Origin of the sequence: Mycobacterium sp. 852014-52450_SCH5900713, from assembly GCF_001667075.1 — a bacterium.
Taxonomy (GTDB): Bacteria; Actinomycetota; Actinomycetes; order Mycobacteriales; family Mycobacteriaceae; genus Mycobacterium.
In genome coordinates this window covers 15,147-33,628 of the sequence record NZ_LZIL01000005.1, presented here as the reverse complement: position 1 = coordinate 33,628, position 18,482 = coordinate 15,147, and the positions used below count along the sequence as shown (strand labels likewise).

Below are 18,482 nucleotides of genomic sequence, written 5' to 3'. Positions count from 1 at the left end.
GGCGTTACCGCCGGTATCGTCACGGCAATGGGGCAGCAGGGGTATTACGCAGGCAAGCGGTGTCTGGTCACCGGCGCGGCCAGCGGCATCGGGCGGGCCACCGCGTTGCGGCTGGCCGCACAGGGCGCCGAACTCTATCTGACCGACCGGGACCGGGAGGGCCTCGAGCTCACCGTGGCCGACGCCCGCGCGCTGGGCGCTCAGGTGCCCGCGCACCGGGCGCTCGACATCGCCGACTACGACCAGGTGGCGGCGTTCGCCGCCGACGTCCACCGCGACCGTCCGAGCATGGACGTCGTGCTCAACATCGCCGGAGTCTCCGCCTGGGGCACCGTCGACCGGCTGACGCACGACCAGTGGAGCAAGATGATCGCGATCAACCTGATGGGTCCGATCCACGTCATCGAATCCTTCGTGCCGCCGATGGTGGCCGCCCGCAATGGCGGGCACCTGGTCAACGTGTCGTCGGCGGCCGGGCTGGTCGCGCTCCCGTGGCATGCCGCCTACAGCGCCAGCAAGTACGGCCTGCGCGGCCTGTCGGAGGTGCTGCGCTTCGACCTGGCCCGCCACCGCATCGGGGTGTCGGTCGTGGTGCCGGGAGCGGTGAACACCCCACTGGTGCAAACCGTCGAGATCGCCGGCGTGGACCGCGAAGACCCCAAGGTCGCGCGCTGGGTGAACCGGTTCAGCGGCCACGCCGTCTCGCCGGAGAAGGCGGCCGAGAAGATCTTGGCCGGGGTGGCCAAGAACCGCTACCTGATCTACACCTCACCGGACATCCGGGCGCTGTACGCCTTCAAGCGGCTGGCCTGGTGGCCCTACAGCGTGGCGATGCGTCAGGTCAACGTCATCTTCACCCGGGCGCTGCGGCCGGCTCCGGCGCCGCTAGTCCGGCATGGCCAGTTCGAGGCGCACTCCGAGCAGCCGGATCGGGCGGTCGAGCTCGAATAGTTCCAGCACGCGCAGCGCCGCGGCGACGATGGTGTCGCGGTCGGTGGTGGGCGCGTCCAACTTGCGGATTTTGGTGCGGGTGTAGAACGTCGCGGTTCGCACGGTAACCGCCACCCGCGTCACGATCCGGCCGGACGCGAGCACGTCAGCCAACGCCTGTTCGGCCAGTTGCGTTATGGCCGAATCCATTTCGGCGCGATCGGTGAGGTCTCGCGGGAAGGTGACGACGTGGCTGCGGGAGCGGGGAATCCACGGCTCGGCGCTGACTTGCGCGTCACCGCCGCCCTTGGCCAGCAGCAGCAGCCACAGGCCGGTGCGCGGGCCGAACGCAGAGGTGAGCAACTCGGCATCACTGTGCGCGAGCTGCCAGACTGTCGTAATTCCCAGTGTGGCAAGCTTTTTCGCCGTCTTCGGCCCCACGCCCCACAGTGCGTCGACCGGGCGATCCGCCATCAGGGTCATCCAGTTCGCATCGGTGAGCTTGAAGATGCCCGCCGGTTTGGCGAAGCCGGTCGCGATCTTGGCGCGCTGCTTGTTGTCGCTGATTCCGACCGAGCAGGACAGCCCGGTTTCCGACGAGATGATCGTGCGAATCTCTTCGGCCACGGCGGCCGGATCGGCCGCCGCGTCGCCGTTCAGCCCGACATAGGCCTCGTCCCAGCCCCACACTTCGACCGGATGCCCCAAGTCTCGCAACAGCCCCATCACCTCTTCGGACGCCGCGTCGTAGGCGGCCGCATCCGAGGGCAGAAACGTCGCATCGGGGCAGCGGCGCGAAGCGGCCCGCAACGGCATGCCGGCGTGCACGCCGAATTCCCGGGCCTCGTAGGAGGCGCAGGTGACGACCTTGCGGGGCTCGGTCGGGTCGCCGTTGCCGCCCACGATGACCGGCAGCCCGGCCAGTTCGGGGTGGCGGCGCAACTCCACCGACGCCAGAAACTGATCGAGGTCGACGTGCAGGACCCAGGCCGAGCTCATCAGCGCCCACAAAGCTTGCGCGCCAAGCTTTCCCATGCGTCACCCAACGTCTGCAGGGTGTGGCCGCGTTCGTTGAGCTGGTGCTCGACATAGTTCACGTGGAGGAGGGCCAACAGGGCATCGGTCTGAGCGTCGAGGTCGCCGGTGGTGTGCGCCGCCTGGAGCAGCACCCGGATGTGGGTGTGGTGCACCAGGACGGGCGCGCTGTAGCGAGCCTGCGGATCGCGGTGTGCTTCCGACAGCAGTTCGTGATGGGTATGGGCGAAACAGATGCGTTCCCGACCGAACGCCACCAGCCGGTCGACCGGCGCGGCGTCGGGTCCCAGTGGAGGCGGGCCGAACAGGAAGGCCTGCTGGCTGGCTTGCTCGTCCTCGTCGAGCAGCACCATCATCAGGCCGGCGCGGCTGCCGAACCGGCGAAACAACGTGCCCTTGCCGACACCGGCGGCGGCCGCGACGTCATCCATGGTGACCGCGTCCGCGCCGCGCTCGGCGATCAGCCTACGGGCGGCATCCAGCAGGAGGGCACGGTTGCGCGCCGCGTCGCCCCGCTCCGGCTGGGCCGCTTGGAGCGGGTAGACGGGTAGTTCACCCAACCGCTCGACACTGCTCATTCCTGTACTTTAACGCCGCGGGAATACAACCGGACTCTAGTCCGGTTGTGTGTGCGAGGATGGACCTACTAATGAAGGGAAACGCGACGGTGGCAGACAACATCAAGGTCTTGGCGTTAGTGGGGAGCCTGCGCGCGGCGTCGATCAATCGTCAGATCGCCGAACTGGCATCCGACATCGCCCCCGACGGCGTCACCGTGACGGTGTTCGACGGGCTGGCGGACCTGCCGTTCTACAACGAGGAGATCGATGAGGCGATGACTGCCGACGCCCCGCCGCTGGCCCCGGTGACCGCCCTGCGCACCGCGGCGGCCGAGGCCGACGCCGCGCTGGTGGTCACCCCGGAATACAACGGCAGCATCCCGGCCGTCATCAAGAACGCGATCGACTGGCTGTCCCGCCCGTTTGGTGACGGCGCGCTGAAGGGCAAGCCGCTGGCGGTCATTGGCGGCTCGTTCGGCCAGTACGGCGGGGTCTGGGCGCACGACGAAACCCGCAAGTCGTTCGGGATTGCCGGTGCCCGCGTGGTCGAGTCGATCAAGCTCTCGGTGCCGTTCAAAACACTGGAAGGCAAGGCGCCCGCGGAGCACGCCGAGCTCTCGGGGAACGTGCGCGATGTCGTCGGGAAACTGGTCGCCGAGGTCGACTGATTGGCGGAAGTCAACAAGCCGGTCGCCGGACGACCAGCGAGGTTGCTGTAACCGGATAGCAGAAGCCGCCAGCCCCGGCTGGCGGCTTTGCTGGCGGCGGGACGGGTTGGGGGGCCCGCGCCGCGCCGGCGGGGAGTTGTCGGTGGCCGGTGATATACCCGTTCGCATGGATGACTCACGCGGCGAATGTGACCTGCGACACGCCGGGCGCGTGTCGTCCAGAGTGCTTACTACCAGCGAATTTCAGAAATGTTATTCCGAACATCTTGTATCTCGATATCTTGTCAGCCACTAGGTGTAGTGTTTCGAGCACCGGCAGATCCCAGGTTCACCAGCCCGACCGGGGCCTGGTTCACCACCCGAAATCGGCTCGATAGGTCATTCGACCCCGACGGCCGCAGGACGGGAATCGGGGGACTTGACGGGCCGCTGTAACACAGCGAGGACAGAGTTCGTTGCAGTACCCGAGTAGTTGCCAGTCCGTACAAGTCCCACCTTCCGCAAAGGAGCGGCTTCTATGACCATCACCGTGTACACCAAGCCGGCATGCGTGCAGTGCAGCGCCACGTTCAAGGCCCTGGACAAGCAGGGCATCGGCTACGAGAAGGTCGACATCACGCTGGACAACGAGGCGCGCGACTACGTGATGGCGCTGGGTTACCTGCAGGCCCCCGTCGTGGTGGCCGGAAACGACCACTGGTCGGGGTTCCGGCCGGACCGCATCAGGGCCATCGCGGAATCGGCGCTTAGCGCCTGAGCAGTTAGCGGCAGACGTCAGGTAAGGAGGTTGCGGTGCAGTCGCGCAACCTGGTCTATTTCTCCTCCGTGTCGGAGAACACCCACCGCTTCGTGGAAAAGCTGGGCGTTCCCGCCACGCGGATACCGCTGCATGGCCCCATCGAGGTCGACGAGCCGTACGTGCTGATACTGCCCACGTACGGCGGCGGCCGGGCCACCCCGGACCTGAATGCCGGTGGCTATGTTCCCAAGCAAGTCATCGCTTTCCTGAACAACGAGCACAACCGGTCGTTGATCCGTGGCGTCATCGCCGCGGGCAACAACAACTTCGGCGCCGAATTCGCCTATGCGGGCAACGTGATCTCACGCAAATGCGGCGTTCCCTACCTTTACCGCTTCGAACTGATGGGAACCCCGGACGACGTGGAAGCCGTCCGCGCGGGTTTGGAAGATTTCTGGAAGGAACAGACGTGCCACCAACCGTCACTGCAGAGCCTGTAACCTCCGGCGCGCACACGCTACCGGGCGAGACGGACTACCACGCCCTGAACGCGATGCTGAACCTGTACGACGCCGACGGCAGGATTCAGTTCGACAAGGACGTGCTGGCGGCTCGCGAGTACTTCCTGCAGCACGTCAACCAGAACACGGTCTTCTTCCACAATCAGGACGAGAAGCTCGACTACCTGATTCGCGAAAACTATTACGAGCGCGAGGTTCTCGACCAGTACTCGCGCAACTTCGTCAAGGAGCTGCTGGACCGCGCCTACGCCAAGAAGTTCCGGTTCCCGACGTTCCTCGGCGCGTTCAAGTACTACACCTCCTACACGCTCAAGACCTTCGACGGTAAGCGCTACCTGGAGCGCTTCGAGGACCGCGTGGTCATGGTGGCGCTCACCCTGGCCGCCGGCGACACCGGACTGGCCGAGAAGCTGGTCGACGAGATCATCGACGGCCGCTTCCAGCCGGCCACCCCGACGTTCTTGAACTCGGGCAAGAAGCAGCGCGGCGAGCCCGTGAGCTGCTTCCTGTTACGCATCGAGGACAACATGGAGTCGATCGGGCGATCGATCAACTCCGCCCTGCAGCTGTCCAAGCGCGGCGGCGGAGTCGCGTTGCTGCTGACCAACATTCGTGAGCACGGCGCGCCGATCAAGAACATCGAGAACCAGTCTTCGGGCGTCATCCCCATCATGAAGCTGCTCGAGGACTCGTTCTCCTACGCCAACCAACTGGGCGCACGCCAGGGGGCCGGCGCGGTGTACCTGCACGCGCATCACCCCGACATCTACCGCTTCCTGGACACCAAACGGGAGAACGCCGACGAGAAGATCCGGATCAAGACGCTGAGCCTGGGCGTGGTGATCCCCGACATCACCTTCGAGCTGGCCAAGAAGAACGAGGACATGTACCTGTTCTCGCCGTACGACGTCGAGCGGGTCTACGGGGTGCCCTTCGCCGACATCTCGGTGACCGAGAAGTACTACGAGATGGTCGACGACGCGCGCATCCGCAAGACGAAAATCAAGGCGAGGGAGTTCTTCCAGACGCTGGCCGAGCTGCAGTTCGAGTCGGGCTACCCCTACATCATGTTCGAGGACACGGTGAACCGGGCCAATCCGATCGAGGGCAAGATCACGCACTCGAACCTGTGCTCGGAGATCCTGCAGGTGTCCACGCCGTCGGAGTTCAACGATGACCTCTCGTACTCCAAAGTGGGCAAGGACATTTCGTGCAACCTCGGGTCGCTGAACATCGCCAAGGCGATGGACTCGCCCGACTTCGCGCAGACCATCGAGGTGGCGATCCGCGCGCTGACCGCGGTGAGTGACCAGACGTCGATCACGTCGGTGCCCTCGATCGAGCAGGGCAACAACGAATCCCACGCGATCGGGCTGGGACAGATGAACCTGCACGGCTATCTCGCCCGGGAGCGCATCTTCTACGGGTCCGAGGAAGGCATCGACTTCACCAACATCTACTTCTATACGGTGCTCTACCACGCGCTGCGGGCGTCGAATCGCATTGCCATCGAACGGGGCAGGGCGTTCGGCGGTTTCGAGCGGTCGAAGTACAAATCGGGGGAGTTCTTCGACAAGTACACCGAGCAGGTGTGGGAGCCGCAGACCGAGAAGGTGCGTCAGCTCTTCGCCGACGCGGACATCCGGATCCCCACCCAGGACGACTGGAAGCGGCTGAAGGAGTCGGTGCAGGAGTACGGCATCTACAACCAGAACCTGCAGGCCGTCCCGCCGACCGGGTCGATCTCCTACATCAACCACTCCACCAGCTCGATCCACCCGATCGCCAGCAAGGTCGAGATCCGCAAGGAAGGCAAGATCGGCCGCGTCTACTACCCGGCGCCCTACATGACCAACGACAACCTGGAGTACTTCCAGGACGCCTACGAGATCGGGTACGAGAAGGTCATCGACACCTACGCCGCGGCCACCCAGCACGTGGACCAGGGCCTGAGTCTGACGCTGTTCTTCAAGGACACCGCGACCACCCGCGACGTGAACAAGGCGCAGATCTACGCCTGGCGCAAGGGCATCAAGACGCTCTACTACATCCGCTTGCGGCAGATGGCTTTGGAGGGCACCGAGGTCGAGGGCTGCGTGTCCTGCATGCTCTGAGCGTCGCAGCCGGCTCCTGGGGCGCAGTCTGCCCAGGTCAGCGGCTCAGGGCGGTCCCAGAGGGGTATGGTGCTTGACGTGGTGAGAATTCCGCGACCACCCCACCCCAGCGTCAAGCCGCCGGGGGCCAAGGTCGACGCGCGCAGCGAGCGGTGGCGCGAACACCGCAAGAAGGTGCGCGGCGAGATCGTGGATGCGGCGTTTCGCGCCATCGACCGCCTGGGGCCCGAGCTGAGCGTGCGGGAGATCGCCGAGGAGGCCGGCACCGCCAAGCCGAAGATCTACCGGCATTTCCACGACAAGTCCGATCTGTTCCAGGCCATCGGGGAACGCCTGCGCGACATGCTCTGGACGGCGATCTTCCCGTCGGTCGATCTGAAGGTCGACTCGGCGCGCGAGGTGATCAGGCGGGCCGTCGACGAGTACGTCGGCCTCGTCGACCAGCACCCCAACGTGTTGCGGGTGTTCATCCAGGGCCGCTCGTCGGCCAGCCCCCAGATCCTCAACGAGGGTCGCGGCATCACGTTGGCGATGGCCGACCTGTTCGACGACGAGCTGCGCGAGATGGAGCTCGACCATGCGGCGTTCGAGCTCGCCGCGCACGCGGCCTTCGGCTCGGCTGCATCGGCCACCGAGTGGTGGCTGGGTCCGGACCCGCAGAGCGCGCGCCGCATGCCGCGCGACCAGTTCGTCGCCCACCTGACGACCATCATGGTGGGGGTCATCGTCGGCACCGCCGAGGTGCTCGGCATCACGATGGACCCCGACCAGCCGGTTCACAGCGTGGTGCCCAGCAACCCTGCGGCGAGCTGAGGCTGAGGACCTTTGGCACGTTGACATCGTTCCGGCGATCGTCAACACTCGTGCCATTCGATACCCTGGGTACTGGGTATTTGGGGAGCTAACAGGAAGACCGATCCACTGTGACCGACGTTGTGACACACGCCGAACCGACATCCGCACACCAGCCCGTGCACGCGCGCGCCATCATCATCGGGACCGGGTTCTCTGGCCTGGGCATGGCGATCAAGCTGCAGCAGCAGGGCGTGGACTTCGTGATCCTGGAGAAGTTCAACGACGTCGGCGGCACCTGGCGCGACAACAGTTACCCGGGCTGCGCCTGCGACATCCCGTCGCACCTGTATTCGTTCTCCTTCGATCCCAAGCCCGACTGGAAGAACCCGTTCTCTTATCAGCCCGAGATCTGGGACTACCTCAAAGGCGTCACCGAGAAATACGGCCTGCGCCGGTACATCGAGTTCAACTCGCACGTCGATCGGGCCCACTGGGACGACGACGAACAGCGCTGGCATGTCTTCACCGAAGACGGCCGCGAATTCGTCGGGCAGTTCCTGATCTCCGGCGCGGGGGCGTTGCACATCCCGTCCCTGCCCGACATCGACGGCCGCGACGAATTCCGCGGTCCTGCTTTCCATTCCGCGGAATGGGACCATAGCGTCGATTTGATCGGCAAGCGGGTGGCGATGATCGGGACCGGCGCCAGCGCGATCCAGATCGTGCCGGAGATCGTCGGGCAGGTCGCCGAACTTCAGCTCTACCAACGCACTCCGCCGTGGGTGGTGCCGCGCTCCAACCCCGAGATTCCCGTCGCACTGCGCCGGGCCATGGCGAACGTCCCGGGCTTGCGGGCGCTGACGCGTGTGGCGATCTATTGGGGTCAAGAGGCGCTGGCCGTCGGGATGACCAAGCGCCCCAACGCGCTGAAGTTCATCGAAGCCTACGTGAAATACAACATCCGCCGGTCGGTCAAGGATCGCGAACTGCGTCGCAAGCTGACCCCGCACTATCGCATCGGCTGCAAGCGAATCCTGAACTCCTCCACCTATTATCGTGCGGTCGCCGACCCGAAGACCGAACTGATCACCGATCACATCGCGCGAATCACGCCCACCGGGATCGTCACCGCCGACGGCAAAGAGCGCGAGGCCGACGTCATCGTGTACGGCACCGGATTCCACGTCACCGACTCCTACACCTACGTCCAGATCAAGGGCCACAACGGTGAGGACCTGGTGGACCGCTGGAACCGGGAGGGCATCGCCGCCCACCGCGGCATCACCGTCGCCGACATGCCCAACCTGTTCTTCCTGCTGGGGCCCAACACCGGCCTGGGACACAACTCGGTGGTCTTCATGATCGAGTCCCAGATTCGCTACGTGGCCAGCGCGATCAAGACCTGCGACAAGCTCGGCGTGCAGGCGCTGGCGCCGACGCGCGCCGCGCAGGACGCCTTCAACGACGAGTTGCAGCGCCGGCTGGGGCCGTCGGTGTGGAACAGCGGTGGTTGCGCCAGTTGGTATCTCGACGAGCACGGCAAGAACACGGTGCTGTGGGGCGGCTACACCTGGGAGTACTGGCGGGACACCCGCTCGGTCAAGCCGGAGGAGTACGAATTCTTCGGCAACGGGTCGGGCGCCAAGCGCATGGCGGCGGCCGCGCGGGGCTGAGCCGCCGGGTAGGCATGGCTCGAGTCGGGCTCTCCATGAATTCTTCTCTGAGCGGGTGTTGAGCCGCTGTCTGGTCTTACACTGGGAGGGAAATGACTGCCTACCAGACCGTTGTGGTCGGCACCGATGGCTCGGATTCGTCGCTGCGCGCGGTGGACCGCGCAGCCGCGATCGCTGCGCATCACGGCGCGAAATTGATCGTTGCGACCGCGCATCTTCCCGTTCCCCTGGAAAAGGGCCGCTACGCCATCCCACCGGGAAGCGACCACGGTCAGGACTACCGCACGGTGGGCGAGGCCCCGTTCTTCGCGATCCTGCAGAACGCCAGGGAGCGGGCGCACCAAGCCGGGGCCACGAACGTCGAGGAAAAGCCGATCGTCGGTGCTCCCATCAATGCGCTGGTGCAACTCGCCGAGGAGATCGAGGCCGACCTGCTCGTCGTCGGCAACGTCGGGCTCAGCAGCGTTGCCGGGCGGCTGCTGGGATCGGTCCCATCCGAAGTCTCCCGCAGGGCCAGAACCGACGTGCTGATCGTCTACACCACCGCCTGAGGCATCGATCGTTTGGCGCCAGCCGTCACGCGCCGACCGTTGGGCCGTATCCGCGTAGCAGCTGCGCGAAAGCGGCCGCGGCCGCGTCGACGCCGGCCTCGTCGTTCGTGGCGACCAGGTCCAGCAGCAGGCCACGGGTGACGGCCAGCCCCAGCCTTGCCAGCGCGCCGTTATAGGCGACGCCGGCGGCGGCGGTCTCGACCTCACGAAGCCAGCCGTCGACCGCCCCGGGAACCATTCGCGTGAAAGGCTTTTCGCCCTGGGCCGCGCGGGCATAGCACTCGAAGAACAGCCGCTCCAGCTGGCGCAGGTCCCGGCGGCGAAGGTCGGCCCACATGGCGGCGAAGCCCTCGGCCGGATCGGTGGGCAAGTCGGGGACCATGGCCATCTGGCGGCGCTCGGCCTCCTCCACGACCGCGATCAGCAGATCGTCTCGAGAGCCGAAGTGGTGCAATAACATTCGGTGACTGGTGCCGACCGCGGCTGCGACATCGCGGAGCGAGCGGTTGCCGATGCCGTTCGCGGCGAACTCCTCGAACAAGGCATGCAGTAGTTCGCGGCGCCGCAGCGAGTCAGGAGTGCGAGCCATTGGCGCGGCTGAGCTGCTCAGACCGGGCCTTGAGTCCTTGCGCCTCGAGTTCCAGGAATCGCTTGGTCTTCTTGAGCATCAACCGCCCGACCAACGCGCCGAGCGGACCGCGCTGATCCAGTTGCTGGCGCACCAGGGTGCGGCCGCCGGATTGCGGGATCACGTCATGCCGGGCGCTCACCCGCACGCCGGGGGAGCGTTGCACCCAGGTCCAGGACGAGCCCGGGTCGATCTCGGTGACCTTCCAGACCAGCTTCGACATGCCGGGCTGCTTGATGGTGAACCGCTTGCCGACCCCGAGCGTGGGCCCGTCCCGGCCGGCCAGCGAGGTCACCGACGCTGTCCACTCGGGCCAGCGTTCCACCTCGCTGAAGACATCCCACACCAGCTGCGGCGACGCATCGATCTCGACACTGTCTTCGATAAGCATGTACCAAATGGTACATCGCGCGTGCGGTCTTGGGTAGATACTGGGAGGGGACTCCAGATGAATGCGGGTGTGTCCGCGACACGCAAACACAAGTTCTTGTGTTCCGCTCCGTTGTCGCACCCCAGGGGTAGTGTTTGGAGCCTGACGTCCCTCAGGCAAAACGGCGGGTGAAGTGGGGTTCTGGTGACCGAAAACATGAAGCTGATTGACCGCGTTTCGGCGATCAACTGGAACCGGCTGCAGGACGAGAAGGACGCCGAGGTCTGGGACCGGCTGACCGGGAACTTCTGGCTGCCCGAGAAGGTGCCGGTGTCCAACGACCTCCCGTCGTGGGCAACGCTCACCCCCGGCGAGAAGCAGCTGACGATGCGGGTGTTCACCGGGCTGACACTGCTGGACACCATCCAGGGCACGGTCGGCGCGGTCAGCCTGATCCCGGACGCGCTGACGCCGCACGAGGAAGCCGTCTACACCAACATCGCGTTCATGGAGTCGGTGCACGCGCGCAGCTACAGCAACATCTTCTCCACGCTGTGCTCGACCGCCGAGATCGACGATGCCTTCCGCTGGTCGGAGGAGAACCCCAACCTGCAGCGCAAGGCCGAGATCGTCATGCAGTATTACAAGGGCGACGAGCCGCTGAAGCGCAAGGTGGCCTCCACGCTGCTGGAAAGCTTCCTGTTCTACTCCGGCTTCTACCTGCCGATGTACTGGTCGAGCCGGGCCAAGCTGACCAACACCGCCGACATGATCCGGCTGATCATCCGCGACGAGGCCGTGCACGGTTACTACATCGGCTACAAGTACCAGCGCGGGCTGGCGCTCGTCGACGAGGCCAAGCGCGCCGAGCTCAAGGACTACACCTACGAGCTGCTCTTCGAGCTCTACGACAACGAAGTGGAGTACACCCAGGACCTCTACGACGAGGTCGGGCTGACCGAGGACGTCAAGAAGTTCCTGCGCTACAACGCCAACAAGGCGCTGATGAACCTCGGCTACGAGGCGCTGTTCCCGCGGGACGAGACCGACGTGAACCCGGCGATTCTCTCGGCGCTCTCGCCCAACGCCGACGAGAACCACGACTTCTTCTCCGGCTCGGGTTCGTCCTATGTGATCGGCAAGGCCGTCGTCACCGAAGACGAGGACTGGGACTTCTAAAACCGCAGGTTGGTGAGAATCGGGCCGGCCGCACACGTCGGGGGGGAGGGACTGGGGCCGGCCCGATCTCCTATTCAGACGCCGGCTGGGCCGATTTTCTTCCCGCGGGATTCTTGGCGCTCCATGCCGGCGGCGGCACCCAAGCCTGCAATACTTTGCGGCCGATCAATTGGCAGCCATGGGTATGCGCCAATTGCTTTGCGGCCCGGGTGAATTCCTGATTGCTCACCACGATGCTCCTGACGCACCCGTGGTGGCGGGCGCCGGAGACCACCTGCTGGACGGCGGCGATGCCCACCGATTTGCCGTGGCGCTTGCACTGGACGGCCACCGAGTGGCCACCCTTTTCCGCGATCAGGTCGACGCCGTAGTCGCCGACCGGCGGCGTGAACGCGACCCGCCACCCCGCGCGGCGCAGGCGGGCGGCCACATAGCCCTCGAACTCGACCCCGTCCATCGCGTCAACGGCCGCGAATACGGCCCGTCCCCCGCGCGGCCATTGCCGGTTGGTGGACCACCCGACCAGCACCTCGAGCAGCAGCATCAGGTAGAACGCCACGAAACCCGTCGCAGGGCTGTGGTCGACGACGCCGACGACCACGCCGCAGGCCAACGGGAGCACGACGAGCGCCTTGAGCACGCCTCGATCGTAGGGATGGGCAGCGACAAGACGTGCCATTTAACCTCAGGCGCCGCGCCCGTCCCGGACATGTTCGGGCAATGAACGGCATGTGAATTGTGGGCAGGGAGCGACGGCTCGCTAGCGCCGGTGATGCCACTGCCCTGACACTGTTCTGGTGACGAAAACCGCATCCTCCGAGAAGGATCACCGCCACCATTTCTGCCGCTCAGTGATCCAGTGGCTGCAGGTCGGCTACCCGAACGGCGTCCCCGGCCCGGACCGCGTGCCGCTGATGGCATTGCTGCGCAGCACACCGCTGACCGAAGACCAGATCCGCGAGGTGGTGCGTCACATCACCGCGACGGAAGGGTCTCCGGAGACCATCGATCACCCCATCGATCGCGACGAGATCGCCGAATTCATTTCCGACATGACGCAATTCGACGCCGGCAAGGAAAACATCATCCGGGTGGCGGCCACATTGGCCGCGGCCGGATGGCCGTTGGCCGGCATCGACGTCAGCGAGGTTGTCCCCGACGACGAGCACGCGGAGGCGGCCGAAGTAATCGCCCGTGACCGCACGCCCGAAGAGCCGTCCGAGGTCGCCTCATAGCTTCGAGATGTCGATGACGAAGCGGTAGCGAACGTCGCTCGCCAGGACGCGCTCGTAGGCCTCGTTGATGTAATCCGGCTCGATCAGCTCGATTTCGGGCGTCACGTCGTGTTCGGCGCAGAAGTCCAGCATTTCCTGGGTTTCGGCGATCCCGCCGATGTTCGACCCGGATAGGCTGCGCCGCGCCAGCGCCAGCGGGAACGCCCCCACCTCCATGGGATGCTCGGGAATGCCCAATTCGACGAGGGTGCCGTCGACGTCGAGCAGGCTCAGGTAGTCGTTGAGTTTCAGGTTTGCCGACACGGTGTTCAGGATCAGGTCGAAGCTGTTCCGCAACTTCTTGAAGGTGTCGGGGTCGGCGGTGGCGTAGTAGTGCTTGGCGCCCAGCCGCAGGCCGTCCTCCATCTTCTTCAGCGACTGCGACAGCACGGTCACCTCGGCGCCCATCGCCGCACCGAGCTTGACGCCCATGTGCCCCAAGCCGCCCAGGCCGATGATCGCCAGCCGCGTGCCCTCGCCGGCCTTCCAATGCCGCAGCGGCGAGAACAGCGTGATGCCCGCGCACAGCAGCGGCGCCGCCTTGTCCAGCGGCAGCGAGTCGGGGATGCGCACGACGAAGTTCTCGTCGACGACGACCCCCTGGCTGTAGCCGCCCTGTGTCGACGTGCCGTCTTTGTCGACGGAGTTGTAGGTGAAGGTCGCGCCCGGCTTGCAGTACTGCTCGAGCCCGGCCTTGCAACTGCTGCACTGGCCGCAGGAGTTCACCATGCAGCCCACGCCGACGTGGTCACCGACCTTGTACTTGGTGACGTCGGAGCCGACCGCGGAGACGACGCCGGCGATCTCATGGCCGGGCACCACGGGGTAGTTCGGCGTACCCCACTCGGCCTTGACGGTGTGGATGTCGGAGTGGCAGATGCCGGCGAACTTGATGTCGATCGCTACGTCGTGTGGGCCGGGGTCACGCCGCTCGATGGTGGTCTTGGTCAACGGTTCGGTCGCCGACGTCGCGGCGTACGCCGAAACAGTGCTCATGAATATCCCTCTTCGATGTGGTCGCGTCTGCAAAAGTTTAGCTAAGGTAATGGTCCCGGGCCAACCGGAGGCCGCTCGTTCTCACCTTAGGGCCGCGGGTATCCGCTCGCCCGCGCGCTAATTGATGGGGGCGTTGACCAGGCGTAGGTCGTCGACGATGCCGCGGGCCGCGACCAGGCCCTCGCCGGTCTGCCACAGCTCGTCGTTGACGACGTAGACGCGGTTGTCATGGTTCGCGGACAGCTTGCGCCACGGGTTGCTGTCCAGCACGGTGGCGGCGCGCTGGGCGGCCGCCGGTGACGCACACGACACATAGACGACGTCGGCATCGGCGGCGGAGAGGTCCGGGTTCTTGGCCAGGTCGTCGTCGGTGGCGCGGATCTCGATGTACGGCTTGTCGGTGAACCGCTGGGCCGCCGGCCGGTCCACCCCGACGGCGCCCAGCACGCTGGCCGGGAAGTTGTTGGTGCCGTAGATCCGGATCGTGTCGGTGGTCAGCTGCACGATGGACGCTTGAAAGTGGGACGCGTCATGCCTGGCGCCGACGTCGCTGGCCCGCTGCGCAAAGCCGTTGAGCAGCGCGTCCATCGCGGCACCGCGCGCCGTCGCGGCGCCCACGCCGCGCAGGTTCTCTTCCCAGGCCGCCCCGGGGGCCGCGGTGAACACCGTCGGGGCGATCGCGGCCAGCTGCGGGTAGAGCTTGGGCGTCAACCCCTGCGAGCCCAGGATGAGGTCGGGGTGGGTCGCCGCGATGCCGGCCAGGTCCGGGTTGCTGCGGGTCCCGACGCCGGGCACGCCGCGCACCGCGCTGCCCAGGTAGGCAGGCTGGCTCGAGGACCCGTCCGGCAACGCGGCGCCGACCACCCGCGATTGCAGGCCGAGCGCGCACAGGGCGTCGAGCTGGTCGCCCGAGAGCACCACGATGCGCTGAGGCTCGGCGGGCACCTGCACCATGTCCGGGGTGACGCTGGCCGCGTTGTGGGCCTGCCGCGTCTTCGGCCCCGGATCGGCCGCGGCGGCATCCCGTGCGCACGACTCGTCGGGGCGGCGGTCGTTTCCGAGCACACCCGCCCCGGCGATCTGGGTGGTGGGGGTGACCAGCGTGGGAGTCGGCGCCATAGTTCCGGGCTTGCCCGATCCGCAACCGCTGCACGCGACGGCGAGCGCCGCCGTCAGCGCGGCGGCCGCGCGCAGGGACACGGGTCGGGTCACGCCGAAAAGCACGCGTCAGACGCTAACACCCGCCGGCTCGCGGCTTGGCCCTCCGAACGGACACAGCGCGCCGCCGACCCGTTTACGACAGTTTGTAGGACCAGCCCTGACGTCGGCAGGATCGACGGTTAAGATTCGTGTCAGCTCTGTTTTTGGGGCCCCTGTCCTATCCGGATGTTTGGAGAAGCTGTTGACAGCCGAAGCGCCCCCCTTGGGAGAACTCGAGGCCGTTCGTCCGTACCCGGACCGGACCGGCCCCAAAGGGAACCTCGTCTACAAACTGATCACCACCACCGATCACAAGATGATCGGGATCATGTACACGGTCACCTGCTTCGTCTTCTTCTTCATCGGCGGACTGATGGCCCTGTTGATGCGCACCGAGCTGGCCGCGCCGGGGCTGCAGTTCCTGTCGAATGAGCAGTACAACCAGCTGTTCACCATGCACGGCACGATCATGCTGCTGCTGTACGCGACGCCGGTCGTGTTCGGGTTCGCCAACCTGGTGCTGCCGCTGCAGATCGGCGCGCCCGACGTGGCTTTCCCGCGGCTGAACGCCTTCTCGTTCTGGCTGTTCCTGTTCGGCGGTCTGACCGCGTCGGCGGGCTTCATCGTCCCGGGTGGCGCCGCCGACTTCGGCTGGACGGCCTACACGCCGCTGTCCGACGCCGTCCACTCGCCCGGCGCCGGGGGAGACCTGTGGATCACGGGCCTGATCGTCGCCGGTCTGGGCACCATCCTGGGTGCGGTCAACATGATCACCACCGTGGTGTGCATGCGCGCGCCCGGCATGACGATGTTCCGGATGCCGATCTTCACGTGGAACATCCTCGTGACGTCGATCCTGATCCTGATCGCGTTCCCGATCCTGACCGCCGCGCTGTTCGGGCTGGCCGCCGATCGACATCTAGGGGCCCACGTCTACGACGCGGCCAACGGCGGGGTGCTGCTGTGGCAACACCTGTTCTGGTTCTTCGGCCATCCCGAGGTGTACATCATCGCCTTGCCGTTCTTCGGGATCATCACCGAGATCATCCCGGTGTTCTCCCGCAAGCCGGTATTCGGTTACACCACCCTGGTTTACGCGACGCTGTCGATCGCCGCGTTGTCGGTCGCGGTGTGGGCACACCACATGTTCGCCACCGGAGCCGTTCTGCTGCCGTTCTTTTCGTTCATGACGTATCTGATCGCGGTGCCCACGGGGATCAAGTTCTTCAACTGGATCGGCACGATGTGGAAGGGCCAAATCACCTTCGAGACCCCGATGCTGTTCTCGGTGGGCTTCCTGGTGACCTTCCTGCTGGGCGGTCTGACCGGCGTGATGCTGGCCAGCCCCCCGCTGGACTTCCACGTCACCGACACCTACTTCGTGGTCGCGCACTTCCACTACGTGCTGTTCGGCACGATCGTGTTCGCGACGTTCGCCGGCGTCTACTTCTGGTTCCCCAAGATGACCGGCCGGCTGCTCGACGAGCGGCTGGGCAAGCTGCACTTCTGGCTGACCTTCATCGGCTTCCACACCACCTTCCTGGTGCAGCACTGGCTCGGCGACATGGGCATGCCCCGCCGCTACGCCGACTACCTGCCCTCGGACGGCTTCCAGCCGTACAACATCGCCTCGACGGTCGGCGCCTTCATCCTGGGCGCGTCGATGTTCCCGTTCGTCTGGAATGTCTTCAAGAGCTGGCGCTACGGCGAGGTGGTGACCGTCGACGACCCGTGGGGCTACGGCAACTCGCTGGAGTGGGCGACCAGTTGCCCGCCGCCGCGGCACAACTTCACCGAGCTGCCCCGGATCCGTTCGGAGCGACCGGCTTTCGAGCTGCACTACCCGCACATGGTGGAGCGGCTGCGCGCCGAGGCGCATGTGGGGCGCCACGCCACGGCTCTGGAATCGCCGAAGGGATTCGGTCCACGGACCGAGCCCGATCGCTCGACCCCTGAGCAGTAGCGGCTGAGTCGGGGGTGAGCACACCACCGAAGGTGTCGGTGCTGATCACCGTCACCGGAGTGGACCAACCGGGCGTCACCTCGGCCCTCTTCGAGGCGCTCTCCGGGCACGGCGTCGAGCTGCTCAACGTCGAACAGGTGGTGATTCGGCACCGCCTGACCCTGGGCGTGCTGGTGTGTTGTCCCGCGGACGTCGCCGACGGTCCCGACCTGCGCCGTGACGTTGAGTCGGCCATCCGCGGGGTGGGCCTGGACGTCACCATCGAGCACAGCCACGACGTGCCGATCATCCGGGAACCCTCGACGCACACCATCTTCGTGCTGGGCCGGCCCATCACCGCCGGTGCGTTCGGCGCGGTGGCCCGGGCGGTGGCCGGCCTGGGGGTCAACATCGATCTCATCCGCGGCGTCTCCGACTACCCGGTGACCGGCCTGGAGCTGCGCGTCTCGGTGCCGCCGGGATCGGACGCCGCGCTGCGGACGGCCCTGAACCAGGTGTCCGCCGAGAAACGCGTCGACGTGGCCGTCGAGGACTACACCCTGGAGCGCCGGGCCAAGCGGCTGATCGTGTTCGACGTGGACTCGACGCTGGTGCAGGGCGAGGTGATCGAGATGCTGGCCGCCCGGGCGGGCGCCGAGGGGAAGGTCGCCGCCATCACCGACGCAGCCATGCGGGGCGAGCTGGACTTCGCGCAGTCGCTCGAACAGCGGGTGGCCACCCTGGCGGGTCTGCCGGCCACGGTGATCGACGAGGTCGCCGATCAGCTGGAGCTGATGCCCGGGGCCCGGACCACGCTGCGGACGTTGCGGCGCTTGGGTTTTCACTGCGGTGTGGTGTCCGGCGGCTTCCGGGGGATCATCGAGCCGTTGGCCGAGGAGCTGATGCTGGACTACGTCGCCGCCAATGAGCTGGAGATCGTCGACGGCAAACTCACTGGGCGGGTCATCGGCCCGATCGTCGACCGCGCCGGCAAGGCGGCGGCCCTGCGGGACTTCGCGCAGCGGGTCGGGGTCCCGATGGCGCAGACCGTCGCCGTCGGCGACGGCGCCAACGACATCGACATGCTGGCCGCGGCCGGGCTGGGGGTGGCGTTCAACGCCAAGCCGGCGTTGCGTGAGGTGGCCGACGCCTCGCTGAGCCACCCGTACCTGGACACGGTGCTGTTTCTGCTGGGCGTGACCCGCGGCGAAATCGAGGCCGCCGACGCGGTGGACGGCGAGGTCCGCAGGGTGGAGATCCCGCCCGACGAGTAGCGGCCCCGGTACGGCACGATGGTCGGGTGCCCA

The 18,482-nt window shown here is 66.2% G+C and carries 19 protein-coding genes; 12 read left to right on the top strand and 7 right to left on the bottom strand.

Annotated elements, in window-relative coordinates:
- Positions 1–27 precede the first annotated feature (27 nt).
- Positions 28–951, top strand: coding sequence for an SDR family oxidoreductase (locus tag A5773_RS01015; protein WP_066952332.1), 924 nt, complete (start codon positions 28–30; stop codon positions 949–951).
- On the opposite strand, the gene A5773_RS01010 is transcribed toward A5773_RS01015, so the two are convergent.
- Together A5773_RS01010 and A5773_RS01005 are read right to left on the bottom strand one after the other, a co-directional pair.
- Positions 886–1,929: a DNA polymerase IV gene (locus A5773_RS01010; protein WP_067788972.1), complete on the bottom strand. Its 1,044-nt coding sequence runs from the start codon at positions 1,927–1,929 to the stop codon at positions 886–888. The two genes, A5773_RS01015 and A5773_RS01010, sit on opposite strands and share 66 nt — an antisense overlap.
- The gene (locus A5773_RS01005) at positions 1,929–2,543 is read right to left on the bottom strand and encodes a TetR/AcrR family transcriptional regulator (RefSeq protein WP_067788971.1); all 615 of its coding nucleotides are present in this window, start codon (positions 2,541–2,543) and stop codon (positions 1,929–1,931) included. Before A5773_RS01005 ends, A5773_RS01010 begins: the two co-directional genes overlap by 1 nt.
- Positions 2,544–2,614: 71 nt before the next feature.
- On the opposite strand from A5773_RS01005, the gene A5773_RS01000 reads away from it, so the two are divergent.
- From A5773_RS01000 to A5773_RS00970, 7 genes are all read left to right on the top strand, one after another.
- Positions 2,615–3,193, top strand: coding sequence for an NAD(P)H-dependent oxidoreductase (locus A5773_RS01000; protein ID WP_067788968.1), 579 nt, complete (start codon positions 2,615–2,617; stop codon positions 3,191–3,193).
- A gap of 517 nt (positions 3,194–3,710) precedes the next feature.
- The gene (gene nrdH, locus A5773_RS00995; protein WP_066952340.1) at positions 3,711–3,950 is read left to right on the top strand and encodes a glutaredoxin-like protein NrdH; all 240 of its coding nucleotides are present in this window, start codon (positions 3,711–3,713) and stop codon (positions 3,948–3,950) included.
- Positions 3,951–3,985: 35 nt separating this feature from the next.
- A complete protein-coding gene (gene nrdI, locus A5773_RS00990) occupies positions 3,986–4,432 on the top strand; it encodes a class Ib ribonucleoside-diphosphate reductase assembly flavoprotein NrdI (protein ID WP_067788966.1) in 447 nt (148 codons plus the stop codon).
- Positions 4,402–6,567 carry a class 1b ribonucleoside-diphosphate reductase subunit alpha gene (gene nrdE, locus A5773_RS00985; RefSeq protein ID WP_082948029.1) on the top strand — a complete coding sequence of 722 codons (2,166 nt, stop codon included), beginning with the start codon at positions 4,402–4,404 and terminating at the stop codon, positions 6,565–6,567. Before nrdI ends, nrdE begins: the two co-directional genes overlap by 31 nt.
- A gap of 78 nt (positions 6,568–6,645) precedes the next feature.
- The gene (locus A5773_RS00980; protein WP_156744679.1) at positions 6,646–7,380 is read left to right on the top strand and encodes a TetR/AcrR family transcriptional regulator; all 735 of its coding nucleotides are present in this window, start codon (positions 6,646–6,648) and stop codon (positions 7,378–7,380) included.
- A 110-nt stretch (positions 7,381–7,490) separates the two neighbouring features.
- On the top strand, positions 7,491–9,035 hold the full coding sequence (locus A5773_RS00975) for an NAD(P)/FAD-dependent oxidoreductase (protein WP_067788963.1): 1,545 nt from the start codon (positions 7,491–7,493) through the stop codon (positions 9,033–9,035).
- 92 nt (positions 9,036–9,127) lie between these two features.
- Positions 9,128–9,586 (top strand): universal stress protein, encoded by a 459-nt coding sequence (locus A5773_RS00970; protein ID WP_066952350.1) that lies wholly within the window; start codon positions 9,128–9,130, stop codon positions 9,584–9,586.
- A 25-nt stretch (positions 9,587–9,611) separates the two neighbouring features.
- Here the strand turns inward: A5773_RS00970 and A5773_RS00965 are convergent, their stop codons facing one another.
- On the bottom strand, positions 9,612–10,175 hold the full coding sequence (locus tag A5773_RS00965) for a TetR/AcrR family transcriptional regulator (protein ID WP_067788959.1): 564 nt from the start codon (positions 10,173–10,175) through the stop codon (positions 9,612–9,614).
- The gene (locus A5773_RS00960; RefSeq protein ID WP_067788956.1) at positions 10,159–10,605 is read right to left on the bottom strand and encodes an SRPBCC family protein; all 447 of its coding nucleotides are present in this window, start codon (positions 10,603–10,605) and stop codon (positions 10,159–10,161) included. Before A5773_RS00960 ends, A5773_RS00965 begins: the two co-directional genes overlap by 17 nt.
- A 183-nt stretch (positions 10,606–10,788) precedes the next feature.
- Between A5773_RS00960 and nrdF the strand changes: the two genes are divergently transcribed.
- A complete protein-coding gene (nrdF, locus tag A5773_RS00955) occupies positions 10,789–11,763 on the top strand; it encodes a class 1b ribonucleoside-diphosphate reductase subunit beta (RefSeq protein ID WP_170826133.1) in 975 nt (324 codons plus the stop codon).
- Between the two features lie 70 nt (positions 11,764–11,833).
- Here nrdF and A5773_RS00950 read toward each other — a convergent pair whose 3' ends face one another.
- Positions 11,834–12,442, bottom strand: a complete 609-nt coding sequence (locus A5773_RS00950) for a restriction endonuclease (protein WP_082948027.1) — start codon at positions 12,440–12,442, stop codon at positions 11,834–11,836.
- 118 nt (positions 12,443–12,560) lie between these two features.
- Between A5773_RS00950 and A5773_RS00945 the strand changes: the two genes are divergently transcribed.
- Complete coding sequence (locus A5773_RS00945) at positions 12,561–12,998, top strand: DUF3349 domain-containing protein (RefSeq protein WP_066952358.1); 438 nt, start codon at positions 12,561–12,563, stop codon at positions 12,996–12,998.
- Here the strand turns inward: A5773_RS00945 and A5773_RS00940 are convergent.
- Both A5773_RS00940 and A5773_RS00935 read right to left on the bottom strand, forming a co-directional pair.
- Complete coding sequence (locus A5773_RS00940) at positions 12,993–14,033, bottom strand: NAD(P)-dependent alcohol dehydrogenase (RefSeq protein WP_066952360.1); 1,041 nt, start codon at positions 14,031–14,033, stop codon at positions 12,993–12,995. The two genes, A5773_RS00945 and A5773_RS00940, sit on opposite strands and share 6 nt — an antisense overlap.
- A 117-nt stretch (positions 14,034–14,150) precedes the next feature.
- A complete protein-coding gene (locus tag A5773_RS00935; protein ID WP_232001784.1) occupies positions 14,151–15,233 on the bottom strand; it encodes an iron-siderophore ABC transporter substrate-binding protein in 1,083 nt (360 codons plus the stop codon).
- A gap of 202 nt (positions 15,234–15,435) precedes the next feature.
- Here A5773_RS00935 and ctaD point away from each other — a divergent pair, with 202 nt between their 5' ends.
- Together ctaD and serB are read left to right on the top strand one after the other, a co-directional pair.
- Positions 15,436–17,196, top strand: coding sequence for a cytochrome c oxidase subunit I (gene ctaD, locus A5773_RS00930; RefSeq protein ID WP_067210920.1), 1,761 nt, complete (start codon positions 15,436–15,438; stop codon positions 17,194–17,196).
- A 14-nt stretch (positions 17,197–17,210) separates the two neighbouring features.
- Complete coding sequence (gene serB / locus A5773_RS00925) at positions 17,211–18,449, top strand: phosphoserine phosphatase SerB (protein WP_066952362.1); 1,239 nt, start codon at positions 17,211–17,213, stop codon at positions 18,447–18,449.
- Positions 18,450–18,482: the final 33 nt, after the last annotated feature.

Excerpts from the sequence above, each read along its gene's own strand:
- A5773_RS01015 (WP_066952332.1), top strand. The coding sequence starts at position 28 with ATGGGGCAGCAGGGGTATTACGCAGGCAAGCGGTGTCTGGTCACCGGC.
- A5773_RS01010 (WP_067788972.1), bottom strand. The coding sequence starts at position 1,929 with ATGAGCTCGGCCTGGGTCCTGCACGTCGACCTCGATCAGTTTCTGGCG.
- A5773_RS01005 (WP_067788971.1), bottom strand. The coding sequence starts at position 2,543 with ATGAGCAGTGTCGAGCGGTTGGGTGAACTACCCGTCTACCCGCTCCAA.
- A5773_RS01000 (WP_067788968.1), top strand. The coding sequence starts at position 2,615 with ATGAAGGGAAACGCGACGGTGGCAGACAACATCAAGGTCTTGGCGTTA.
- nrdH (WP_066952340.1), top strand. The coding sequence starts at position 3,711 with ATGACCATCACCGTGTACACCAAGCCGGCATGCGTGCAGTGCAGCGCC.
- A5773_RS00970 (WP_066952350.1), top strand. The coding sequence starts at position 9,128 with ATGACTGCCTACCAGACCGTTGTGGTCGGCACCGATGGCTCGGATTCG.
- A5773_RS00965 (WP_067788959.1), bottom strand. The coding sequence starts at position 10,175 with ATGGCTCGCACTCCTGACTCGCTGCGGCGCCGCGAACTACTGCATGCC.
- A5773_RS00960 (WP_067788956.1), bottom strand. The coding sequence starts at position 10,605 with ATGCTTATCGAAGACAGTGTCGAGATCGATGCGTCGCCGCAGCTGGTG.
- A5773_RS00950 (WP_082948027.1), bottom strand. The coding sequence starts at position 12,442 with ATGGCACGTCTTGTCGCTGCCCATCCCTACGATCGAGGCGTGCTCAAG.
- A5773_RS00940 (WP_066952360.1), bottom strand. The coding sequence starts at position 14,033 with ATGAGCACTGTTTCGGCGTACGCCGCGACGTCGGCGACCGAACCGTTG.